The sequence below is a fragment of the Streptomyces dangxiongensis genome (genome assembly GCF_003675325.1).
In the GTDB taxonomy this organism is placed as follows: domain Bacteria; phylum Actinomycetota; class Actinomycetes; order Streptomycetales; family Streptomycetaceae; genus Streptomyces; species Streptomyces dangxiongensis.
In genome coordinates, this window is sequence record NZ_CP033073.1 from 7,799,461 (window position 1) to 7,812,404 (window position 12,944).

Below are 12,944 nucleotides of genomic sequence, written 5' to 3' on the forward strand. Positions count from 1 at the left end.
CGGGCGCCGCCGACGACGGCCTCGCCCAGCAGATGGCCGACCACCTCGGGACGACGGTGTACGCACCCACCGGAGAGGTGGACCTCAGCGGAATCGCCGAGCACGGTTCGGCCCGGCCCTACGTGGCGAGCGCCTACGGCTCGGCCCCGGGCGACTACCGCACGTTCCGGCCCCGGTCCGCCGTGGCCGCCACCGTGGTTTTCGCGGGAGAGTCCAGCGAGGTGCCGGCGGACCAACTGCCGGTCATCGAGGGGCTGGCCGCCCGTGTCGCGCCGGATGCCGTACCGGGGCTCTCGCAGCCGCTGCTGCGACCGGTGGTCACCGTGACCGGCTACGCGGCGGGAACGGATGCCGACGGACTCGGCCCGGACACCGGCCGCCGCCGTGCCGAGACGGTCGCCGCGTTGCTGCGCGCGTCCCTCGCCCGGCACCTCGCCGCGCTCGGGCACGAGAACACGGGGGAAGCGCAGCCCGTCGTGGTCGTCGCCCTCTCGCGGGGCCAGGAGCTGTCCGAGGACGACCCGGCCACCGGGCAGGACCGGGCGGCCCTGCTGCAACGCGCCACGGTCACCGTCCACGTCCCCCGGGTGCCGGACCTCGGCGAGACCTTCGACGACGACGAGGACCTGGGCGAGATGACGTTCGGTCCGTCGGGCGGCGACGACCGCGCCGACAGTTCCGACGAGGACTCCTCCGGCGGCTTCCCGCGATCCTTCCGCCCTCTCGCCGAGAAGCCGGCGGAGCCGGCCGCCCCCCGGGCCGAGGCGCCCCCCGTCCAGCCCGGCGCGGTCGCCGAAACCCCCCAGCCGCGTCCGGAACACCCCTGGTACCTGGACCACGGCTCGCTCGGTCACGCCTCCGTGAGCGACACCGGCACCTTCCACGACGACGGCGCCCGCACCTGGGCCCGGCAGGTCGCCGCCGAACTGCCGGACCGGAAGGTCGCCGGTGACGTCGAGAACGCGCTGCACTCCATGCTGGCCACCACCGACCGGCACACCTGGGACGACCTCCTGGCCCACGGCGTCATGCTGGTCTCCCACGGCCGGCTGGTGTGGGTGCGCCCGCTGCTCGCCGACCTGCGGCCGGCCGAGGAGAGGGAGGCGGCCGTGCGCGAGTACGACGTCCGGTTCGCGACGACCGCCGGAAGCACGGAACGCACCCGCGAGCGCACCCTCGGCGCGGACTCGGCCCTGCTGCTCGGCTTCAGCACCGCCTCCGCGGTGGCCTCGTCGATGATCCTCGGCATGCCGCAGTTCCGGGTCGATTCGGCCGCCGAGCGCTCCGAGACCCAGCGGCGCAACGTCATTTCCGGGCGGACGCTGTTCATCGGCGGCAACAGGCCGTTCCTGGCGGGGCTCCGGGTGGACGTCTTCGTCGACGGTGTCGCGCACCGGTCCGGCGCCGTCCACGACCGCGGCCTGCGGGTGGAGTTCCCGAACGAGTACACCGGCGCCGACGCACCGCGTCCCCCCATGGGCGACCCCGCCCCGGCCCTGCCGCCCGGCGAGGCTCGGCCGGGACGGAACCGGGTCGTGCTGAACGCCGCCGACCTGAGCCCGCTGGTGGCGGCCCTGCACCGCACCCTGCGCGGAGCCGGGCTGAACGCCGCCACGGCCGAACGGGTCATGACCCACGCACGGGACCTGCTCAACGAGCGGACCGCCCGCACGCGCGGCCGGTGGTGGCTGACCAATGGCGACATCTCCGGGGAGATCCACGTACCGGGCGCCGCCGGTCGGCGGTCGTTCCGCGGCCGTCTCAGGGTGCGGGCCCGGATCGAGGGCCTGGAGTACGCCGGGCTCACCGAGAACGTCCAGATCCGCGAGGACCTGGGGGGCGGCGCGGCACGCGGACTCGGCCGGGCGGCCGGCGGCAGCGCAGGCATCTCCTTCGGCTACAACGCGTACGGCTTCTCGATGCCGGTCACCGACGGCAACGCCGACCCGGCGGCCAAGGGCCTGCTGCCGATGTTCGGCGTCGGGTTCGACCGCGGCACGAGCAGCGGTCTGTCGGTCACCTCGCAGACCCTGGGCCACACCGTCCTCAACGTCCGCGAGACCCAGGCCCGGTACCGGGCCAAGCTGCGGATCACGGTCTCCGTCGAATCCCCGACCCACCCGCGCATCGGTGCGGTGTCCGAGGTGACCGAGGCGGAGATCGGGGTGCCGTGGCGCGACGGTCAGGGCGTGGCCGACCTGGAGCGGAGCGTGCTCGGCGCCGTCCTCCCCTCCACGGTCGCACCCGAGGCGTCCACGGACCGGTCCGACCCGGTGGAGACCTCCGCCCCCGTGCGGGAGCTGCTGCGGCTGTCCGGCACCGCGCCGGTACGGTCCATGGAACCCCCGCGGGGACTGGACCCGGTCGTCCGGCAGGGTCAGGAAGCGGCGGACGAGGAAGCGCCGGACGGGAAAGCGGCGGACGAATCGGACGCCGTCGAGCCGTTGGCGCTGGCCGCGCGGCGCGGCCTCGGCTTCGCCATGGCCATGGACATGGCGGGCGCGGAGGTCGTACAGGACCAGTTGAGCTGGGCGCTGAAGCAGATGGTCCCGCCCGCGGTCCGGCGCTTCGCCGACTGGACGGCGGTGGAGGCCCAACTCGGCCTGCACTTCGGCCGGCCCGCGCTGGAGGGCAGGCTGCCGCTCGAAGAGACCGTGCACATGGTGACCGTGGGCGGGGAGCGCTACCGGGCGTCGGTCAAGGCCATCCTGCGGGACCGGAAGCCCGGTGACAGCTACGCGATGACGGTCAACGCGCGGGCCGCCCGGACCGAGACGGTGACCGGTCAGCGGGGCGCCGAGTGGAGCGCCGTGGCCGGCGCGGGCGGTGGCGTACTGGTGCCGCTCGGCGGCTCCACCCGGCTGCGGATCGGCGGCCTGACGGTCCGCGGCGGTGTCGAACGGTCCCGGGAGGAGCAGTTCACCGCGGCCAACACCGTCTACCGCCGTACCGAGACCGAGGGCGAGGTCGACGAGCACGTCTACGACACGGTCTACGAACTGTCGTTGAGCCCGGAGCGCCCGGACCGGCGCCGGCGCGCCGAGCGGTGGTGGATCGAGCGGCCGTACCTCACGACCACGATCGTGGTGCCCCGGCAGAACGTGCCCGCCCAGCCGCGCGAGCCCGTCCCGCTCGCCGAGGTGGGCCGGACCACGTACCTGCGCGCCTGGCCCCATCCTGCCCACAGCGAGGTCGACTTCACGCAGGGCGGTACCGGCGGCGTGTACCCCGCCTTCCTCGTCATGCCGCAACTGACGCTCCTGGCGGCAACGGGCTACCGGCAGCTAACCGGACTGCCCGAGCGCTGGCTGGCCGACCCCGCACGCTGGCCGCAGCAACTGGCGGAACTGACCGATGCCGCCGCGCTCGCCGCGCGCCTCGGTGCCCTGACCGGACCGGACGGGCTCGTCACCGCGCTGCCCAAGCGGGACGGCTGGCGGTACGAGGCCCGGTTGAGGATGCGTGCCGTCGCGGCGCAGGACCTGGGCGAGACCGCCGGTGACACGGAGATCGAGCAGTACTCGCAGGCGACCGACCGGTACGCCCGCGCGGAGAAGACCGGGTGGCACGCGGGCCTGAACGCGAACGCCGGACCGCAGATCGGCGTCGGCGCCCTGGCGGGCGGCGGCTCGCACCACGGGGACGCGTCGGTCCTGGCCCGGCAGGAAGAGGAGGAGGGCCCCGCCCAGGAACACCACCGGCAGGGCGGAGCGGGCCTGCGGGCCGTCGCGCTGGCCCAGACCGGGGTCCAGTGGGCGTGGGGACGCGGCCGGGAACGGCTGCGGGGCATGGTGGAGATCAGCCGCGCCACCTACCGGGAGAAGACGCACGTCATCGAGGCCTCCCCGGTCTTCGAGGTGACGGTGGTGCGCTCCAAGGGCGGTAGACGCGAGGAATCCGTCCGCTACCTGCGCGTCGAGCACGGGCTGGAGATGCTGGTGCCCGCCCGCCGCGTGCCGGACCTGCTGCCGCCCCGCACCACGCCGGCCCCCGCCCCCGTCTCCGCCCCCGCCGGAACAGCCGAGGACGGCGCGCAGACCCCGCCGAGCGGCGTGGCCCAGGCCGGGCCTTCGCACTCCGGACAGAGGGACTCCGCCCCCGCCCGGCCCGGCCCGTCGACGTCCGGCCCGTCAGAAGCCGGTCCGTCGGAGGCCGGCCTTGCGCAGGTCGTCGGCCCGTCCACCTCCGTCCCGCCCAGGGCCGCCGCGCTGGCCCGCAGCCACCTGCTCGGCCTTCCCCTGCCCGGCGCCGTGCACGTGGAGCGGCTGCGTGCCGACGCCGTGCTGGAGACGATCGTGCGACGGCTGGAGGGACGCGGCGCGCTGAGCAGGAGCGGGTCGGCGCGCGACCACCTGCTGCGGGCACTGCGCGCCACCTTCTCCTCCGACGCCCTCCAGACCCAGTACACGGCCCTGACCGGCACCGGCGTCGCACGCTGGTTCCCGCTCAGCGGCCCCTTCGGCAGCACCCGGTACGTGTGGGTCATGGTGACCGCCGACCTGGAACCGGCACACGCTCACCAGTCGCGCCCGAAGGTCAAGCTCACCCTGCGCTCCGAAGGGGTCACCGAGGAGAAGAGCGGCGGTGAGCGCTCCTTCCACGCCGGCGCCGGCCTCAGCGCCCGCACCCGTATCGGTGACCACGACGGCCACGGCGGCACCGAGATCGAGGCCTCCTACGGGATGAGCCGGAAACGGTCGCACCAGGAAGCCCGTCAGATCGTCGACATCGCGCGGGCCAACACCCGCGAGGGATCGGAGGAGTTCGAACACGAGCTGACCTTCCGGATCCGGATGGGCGCGACGACCGAACCGCCCGCCGCGCTGTCCGTGCCGGCGCAGGCCGTGCGGGACGCGGCCCTGCGCGTGGCGGCGCTGGTGCGCCGGCGGGACGCGGCCCGCCGGGTCGATCCGGTGCGGATGTGGACCTGGCAGGACGACGGCCACGGCGACGGCGCGACGGTCACCGGGGACGTACGGCTGCTCGTCCCGACCCACCTGACGGTCCCCGTCGAACAGCCGGTGGCGCCGGTCGAGGCACGGGAACGGCCGCAGGGGACGCCGATGTGGACGCCCCCGGTCGCGGACCGGCCCACGGCGCCGCCCGAGGGCCTGACCGACTACATCCACCCCTGGGGCGTGCCGGCCGCGTACGCCGCGCAGCGGTGGGTCAAGGCCGCGGCGCACATGTCGGTGCACGCCCCCGACCTGACCCGCGAGGGCGCGTGGCAGGTGCCCGGGCTCGACCCCCTCACCGCGGCCGGCATGAGCTACGACCACCACACCTCGACCACGATGTGGCGGGCCAACATCGCCCGGCTGCTGCAACACCGCTACCAGGTGCCGGTCGGCGGGCGCACCCTCACGGTCGGTATGGAACTGACCAGGGCCGAGGTCGTCGGCCCGGTCGAGGGCGTCGAGTTCAAGGCCCGCCGGTACCAGCAGGACCACACCAGCCCCAAGAGCGAGCGGAGCAGCTCCCGCGGAGGTGTGCTCTCCCTGGGCCCCGAGGCGGGAGGCACCGCGGACGGGCACCGCGTCTTCGACCGGCTGACCTTCGACGTGTACGGCGTGCGCACGGGCCACAGGGAAGGCTTCGAGGCGGGGGAGACCCGGGAGTCGAACCGGGAGGCCACCCGCAGGTACCGCCACTACCGGTTCGACGTGACGGTGGTCGCCCAGCGGGAGAACGGTGCCCGCCGGGCGCTGAACATCAAGGTGCCCGGCGGTCTGTTCGCGATGCTCCCGCTGGACCGCGACGGCCACCTGGCCGGCGGGCTGGAGCAGGCCCTGCCCCACCTCTTCCCGCCGCCCCGGCCCACCGGCGTGCTCCAGGGCGCGCCGCTCGGCGAGCCGATCGAGGTGCACCCCGCGGCCCGGACGATCGGCATCCCGCGTGCCGGACTGCCGTACCTGCCCGAGGTCGTCCGGACCCTGCGGACCATGGTCGAGCAGACGGGACAGCGCGTGTCCGGGGACGTCTGGGACCAGTTGCCGCAACGTCTGCTCAGCAACTACCGCTACCTGGTGCCGGGCGAGGGCGAGTTCGCGAACGCGGGCCTGCTCGTGCCGCTGGGCGGTGCCGAGGCGCTGATCACGCTCGACCCGCGGGACCCGAGGACGGTGCGCCACCCGGCCGCGTCGTACGACGGCCCCTCGGCGCTGGAGACCATTCCCGAGGAGCCGGAGCCCGCCGCGTCCGGCGAGCCCACGGCCGAATCCGCGTCCGGTCCGGCGCCCGGGCCCCTGGCTCTGATACCCGGACGCGATACCGCTCCCGAGCGGTTCCACGCCAACCAGGCGATCAACGCCTCGTTCCTGACCGGCGCCCACGTGGAGACCCGCTCGGGCCCGACCAGCGCCACGCGCGGCGGGATCTCGATGTCGTACGGCATCGGTCTCGGCCCCGGCGTGCTGGAGGTCGCGAGGGTCGGCGCGGGCGTCTCCGGTACGGCCAACGCCTCCAGCCGGTCAACGAGTCGGGTCGGTGACGCGGAGGGCGGCCATGTGGAGATCGCCGACGCCGACTCCACGATGGTCGCCTACCGGCCCCACTGGTCGGTGCGCGTGCGCACGGACGCGAAGCGCCACTGGGAGGACGTCCCCCCGGTGGAGGTCACGACCGAGGGCGACCGCCGGCTGCTGCTCTACGTGCCGGAGCACTACCTCCAGCAGGCGCCGGAGCAGGTCGTCGCGTCCGGAACCGGAGGGCTGGAGCACCGGCTGCCGGCCGTGTACCACGCGTCCGGCCTGACCGGCCTGCCCGCCCTGTTCGACCGGATCGTCACCGCCGCTCGCGGACAGGGGCTGGAGCTTCCGGTCGGCAGCGTGCCCCGCAACGAGCTGCTCCAGAAGCTGTGGAACCTGGACTCCCACCTGGACGCTGCCGTCGGTGACGCGGGCGGCTACGCCTTCGCCCTGCACGACCGGTACGGCAGGCCGGTCGCGACGATCCGGGTGCACACGGTGCGGTCCTCGCGTGTCACCCGGGTCGGCGCCACCAGCGACAAGGCCCCGATCGAGAACGTCAGAACGGCGATCGACGGCACCAGCGGCGGTCACACGGTCGGCAACTCCACCACGGTCAGCCTGCCGTCGGCAGAACTGAACCTGGCACCGGTGCCGTTCCAGGACCCCGACCTGGGCGCAGGTGTCAGTGCGTCACTGGCGATGACGTGGTCCAACTCCGACGGGATCAGTGCCGGCCGTACCGGTCTGTGGGTCGTGGTGCCGCGCTTCACCGGACACACGGCCGCCTACCGGCTGGAGTTCACGCACAGCGCCGTGGTGTCGGTGCGCGGGGCAGGGCCCGTCAGGACGCCGGCGGTGTCCGGCCAGGGCCTGGTGCGGATGCCGGAACCCGAGGCGTTCCGGTACGGCTTCCCGGTGGACGAGGAGACGCTGTCGACGGACGACGCGGCCGTCCCGGCCGGCCCGGTCGCGGAGCCCGGTGAGGCGACGGCGGTCACTCCCGCGCCGTCGCGGACCGTGCCGTACGACCCCGAGCGGATCCGCGGCACCGTCCACCGCCCGGACGAGCACGTCGAGGTGCCGCCGCATGTCGCCGAGGGGACCGGCATCGGCATGGGCATCGTCGAGTTCGACGACGACACGGTCCGTGTGCTGAGGAACCGGCTGACCAAGAAGCTCGTCGAGCTCGGCTTCCTGCCCACGGACGAGGCGTCGCCGCTGGCCGCCGACCGCTGGTGGACGCACGGCAACGAGCTGGACAGCCTGCAGGAGAACGTCGAGAAGCTGGACAAGTGGGCGTCCCGGCGCGGACTGGAGTCGCACTACGACCAGTTGCACCAGTCCGGCCTCGTCTTCACCCTGTACCGGCGCCGCGGCGCCCTCGGTGTCGACCTCGACCTGGACGCCGTGAAGATCACCATCAGGGCGACCCCCTCTGAGGGCAGGGAACCGGAATACCTCGGCTCCACCGACGAGATGGCCGTGGTCAACCTCGCGATGGGCATGGACACCGCCGGCCAGACCAGCGGCGGCGGCAGGTCCATCGCGCTCAGCTTCCGGCTCAAGGCCCTGACCGACCAGCTCCGGGGCGCGGTCACCGGCTTCGACGTACGGCGCGCGGTGGGCGCCACCGACAGCGTCTCCTTCCTCAACAACCGCCCCGAACTGCTGGAGTACCCCGGCACCGTCCACAAGCACGCCCTGTACATCGACCTCACGGCCACCCTGGAACTCCAGCACAGCGGCCTGCAGGGCCGGATCCGGCCCGAGGCACGCGACCCGTGGCCGATCACGCTGTACCAGAAGCGGGCCGTGGCCTACCTGCCGCCGCTCGGCGACCTGAAACACCCCGGCAAGACGTCGCAGCGCCGCACGCCGGCCTCGGTGCTCGACCGGGCGGTGATCTACCACGTCGACGCCACCGGCCTGCGCGACGCGGCCACGACGGTGCTGGGCGAGCTGACCGGCCCGCAGGGCCCGGCCGACCAGGAACTGCACTCCTTCACCAGCACCATCCAGGTGCGGGCGCACCTGAAGGAGATCCTCAACGGGCACTACACCAGCGACCAGTTCTTCGACACCGGCTTCCGCAACACCTTCGGCGCGGTCGACGTCCGGGGCCGCATGGGACCCTCCGCGTTCGCCGGGGCCACCAAGGACAAGTTCGTCCTGGGCGTGATCAGGCTCTGGATGAGCCAGACCAACGGCACCGACTCGTCGTCCGCCGGCGTGGCGTGGACGCAGGCCGGCGTCACCGTCGGCGGGGCGGTGGGTGACGCGTCCGTCCAGGGTGAGGCGGGAGCCTCCCGGAGCCGGCAGTGGAACACCTCGTCCAGCCAGGGGCGCACCGGTGCCAAGGAGCTGATCCAGCTCGACTTCAACCGCGCGTACGCGTACCGCACCGAAGTGACCTTCGAGGTCTCCAGCCGCCTGGAGAAGACCGCGAAACTGCTGCCGGGCACCTACCGGTCGGACCGGCAGCAGGTCACCGGCCGTACCGCTCTGTACGTGCTGTCGGAGCCGGAGGCGCTGGAGCAGTACGCCGGCGACGTCCTCCCGGTCTCCGACGAGCAGCTCGTCGACGTCATGAACCGCTGGTACCGCGGCGAGGTCAGGCTCAGCGGCAACACGGTGGCGGGCCTGCTGTCACGCTGGGTGCTGGACACCCCCGAGCTGGATCCGGCCCTCGAACCCGCCGCGAGCCGCACCGACCTCGCGGACCTGCTGGCCCGGCTCCACGAGGACGACGTCCTGCCGGTGCTGGACCGGACGGCCAGGACCGTGTTCACCATCCGTTTCGGGCGGGCCCTGAAGGAGCCGGCGAACCCCTTCACCCAGGTCGGGTTCCCGGAGTACCTCACCCGGCAGGACCGCGGCGGCCGGATCCTGGGCCACAGCGGGGTGCACGCGTTCGGCTACCGGGACGGCCGGTCGACCTACGACATCGTGCGCCGGCAGGTGGACCAGGTCGCGCCCGGACTGCTGGCCTCGCGGCCCGCGCTGTGGACCGGCGACGGGCGCAGGGTCGGCCGGCTCCAGGGCGCGGTGAACATCCTCCAGTCCCTGCTGGCCGAAGGCCGCGACTCCGCGATGCTGGAAGACCTGCTCTCCCCCCACGGCCACACGTTCTACCTGGTCAACCCCATCGGCTGGCTGCTGTCCGACATCGTCGAGATCAACCTGACCGCCACCTTGGACTCCGACCCGCAGGTGCGCGACTTCCGGCCCGGGACCGGCCTGGAGAACTACCAGCACGGCTACGTGAGCAGTGCGGCCACCACCTCCCGGGACGACTCCCAGAGCTTCACCGCCGGCCGGCTCGGCGCCGGTGAGGCGCACACGTCCCACAGTGGCGGGATCGGTGTCGGCCAGGGAGCCCACCGGGGCGTCACGTGGGCCGAGACGGGGACCCTGGAGAACACCGTGTACGGGTGGAAAGACATCTACGTGGCCCGCTTCGACCACACCCTCACCGTCAGGGTCCGCCGCCTCGACATGGCCGGCCGGCCGCTGAACAACTGGCTGGCCGGGCTGTACCGCGGCCTGTCCACCGCCCGCTCCGCCACCAGCACCACCAGCGTCTCCGGCGTGCTCGACCTGCAGGTCCCGCGCGGCCTGGCCGAGTTCCACCCGTCGTACGGACCGCGGGCCGACCGCGACCTGCGGCCGTTGCCCGCGCTGCCCGGCGACGCGTACGTCACCGGCGTCCTGCTGGACGACGCGCTCCCGGCCGCCCTCAAGCTGATGACCAGGCTCTTCGGCCCCGGCGCGGACGGCGCGCGGGTGCGCACCAGCCTCACCGTCCGGCAGCTCATGAGCCGCGGCCACCTGACCAACCACCTCCTCCAGGCGTCGGCCGGCGGGCGCCACCTGCTCACCGACACGCTGTTCGTGCCGGGCCACTCCTCGCGGCGGGCCAGGCTGTACCTCCAGGGCGACCTGTTCGACCTGGAGATCCTCGGCCCGGTCCACGGCACCGGTACCGGCCACTACACCAAGCACCAGAGCGGTACGACGGTCAGCGCGAGCAACGACCGCTGGCGCCCCTCCGCCGGCGTGGGCACCTCCGCGTCGGGCGTCCTGCAACCGCACGACCCGGCACAGACCCCGGACGGCCACGCCTACCCGCCGTACACCGGGTCGGGCGGTGCGTCCGCGTCCTGGAACACCGGCAGCGGCCTGGCCGGCGCCGGCACCGAGAACTACCGGCGCGAACAGCACATCAAGCAGCAGGGCCCGCTCTACCTGGTGCGGGTGCGAGGCCGCTACCGGCTGGTGGCCGAGCAGTACACCCGGCACCTGCGCCGGCCGTCGCCCTCCGAGCACGGCACCGTGCACAGCGACCCGTTCAGCGGCGACGTGTACGTGCAGCTCTTCCGGTCCGAGGCCGAGGAACTGCTGGCCCGCCTGAGGCAGACCCCTGTCCCGTCGGCCTTCGACACCGCGCGCTGGGCGGACCTGGACGACGCCCCCGCCTTCGACCTCGGTGCGCTCATGGAGGAGGCCGCGGACGAGCCGGGCATGGCCGCGGCCCGGCTGCACCAGACGGTGGCCCGCCGGGTCCGGGCCGCGTCCGCCGACCCGCTCGACGCGGTGGTGCTCCGCCTGGACCGTACGGAGCTGCACACCCGCGCCCACCGCACCGCCCTGCGCTGGGCGGTGCACACCCTCCGTGCCGACCTGGCCGCCGCCCGGTCGCTGGATCCCGGCATCGAGGAGCCCGAGAGCCTGACGCGGTACGCCCGCCTGCTGGACGAGGACCAGGCGGGGCGGCGGCGCACCGGCGGCGCCGACGACTCGGTCGACGCCGTCATCAGGGAGGTGAACCGGGTACGCACGGAGCTCACCGCCCGCGAGGGATTCCTCCCGCGGCCGGCCCAACTGCCGCTGCTGCTGACGTTCCCCGCCCTGTCCGTGGACCACCTGGTCCGCGACGTCGCCCACGAGCTGGACCTGCCGGTCCGCATCGACGTCACCGGACCGGACGGCCGGACCGCCAGCCGCTGGGCCGAACCCTTCGGCCGGGTCCACCCCTTCGACCCGCAGGCCCCCGGCACGACCGGGCTGACCACCGAGCAGGCGGAGGCCGCCGGACTGCTCACCGCGGTGTCCCGCACGGCCGTGGACCAGCTAGGGCTCGACGAGGCGGAACTGGGCGCGCTCCACCGCATGTCCTGGCAGCCCGGCCTGACCCTCGACCGGGCGGTCCGCAGCGAGACCGAACGCCGTATGCGGCCCGTCCACCCCGACCTGCCCGACCTGCTGTACCGGGCCTGGGCGGTGTCGGAACGGCCGGCGGCCGAGCACACGGCCGGCGCGGTCCGTGACGCCCGGCGGGCCCTGCAAGCGCTGCGGGCCGTGGCCGCCGGCGTCGAGGACGGCGCGGCCGGGCAGCTCAGCGGGATCCTCGCGCGCACCGAAGCACTCCTCGCACCGCACCTGGCCGCCGACGCCCCGGCACCCCCGGAAGGCCGTACCGCGCCCGCCCCGGCGCTGACCGAAGAGGACCGGGAACGCATCGGCCTCGCCTTCCGGCTCCGGCCCGGCCACACGGCGGTGGCGGCCCTGGAGGACCTCCTGCGCACCGCCGGACCCGGCGCCCGGTCCCTGGTGGTGCCGGAGCACCCCGCCGAGGGCACCGGCGGCCCGGTGTACGCGGTCAACGAGGGCGGCCGGGTGGCCTGGTTCGACCACGGCGTGGACGGCCGCGCGCTCCCGCGGCCGCCACGGCTGACCGGCGTGGTCGCGTCGATCGACCTCGACGCCGAGGGACGCCTGCTCGACCCGCCCCGGGAACTGCTGGACCTCGGCCCGCAGGCCGCCCACTTCCCGCGACTCGCCCGCCCTCGGCGCCGACCTGACCCGCCTGCTGCTGGGGCCCGCCCAACACCCGGCCCCGCCCGCCGCCGTGCGGCCGGCGACGCAGGACCCGGACGTGGCTCCGGCGGTGGACTACTCCGCCGTCCATCCCGGCGACCTCGGACACGTCGTGGAGAGCGGACCCCACGAGGTCCTGTGGCACTTCTCCGACATGGAGCCGGAGGACGTGTTCACCCACGGCTTCGCGCCGGGTGCCCCGGAATCCTCCGTCGCGCTGGACGAATGGGCCGAGCTCAACACGCCCTCCCCGTACGTCTCGACGACGCGCAACCCCGACCTGTGGTTCGAGGAGAGGCGATACCGGTACGAGATCCGCGCCGAGGCCAACCACGACCCCGTCGGAGTCGATGTCAACGCCACCCTGGAAAGGCAGGGCTGGGAGGCGCGCCCGCAGGAGCAGGAGATCGCCTTCACCGGTGGCATCAGCCCGGAGGCGATCACGGTCGTCTACGACGGTGATCTCGACCGCAGCGGGACATGGGACCCCGGCACACAGCAGGTCGTCTGGACCCCCGGCATGGTGAGCGAGGCCGCGCGGCCCGCCAGGCTCACGGTCGTCAACGCCGAGGCGGACGACTCCTCGGACGACGACGC

1 protein-coding gene (running past one end of the window) is annotated in these 12,944 nt (G+C 74.0%); it reads left to right on the top strand.

All coding sequences use genetic code 11. The features are described 5' to 3' along the window. Positions 1–12,809 carry the final stretch of a glycosyltransferase gene (locus D9753_RS34910; RefSeq protein WP_163010877.1) on the top strand. The gene continues 23,338 nt to the left of window position 1, outside the view, so 12,809 of the gene's 36,147 nt are visible here — the last part of the coding sequence; its start codon lies beyond the left edge, outside the window; the stop codon is at positions 12,807–12,809. Positions 12,810–12,944 lie beyond the last annotated feature (135 nt).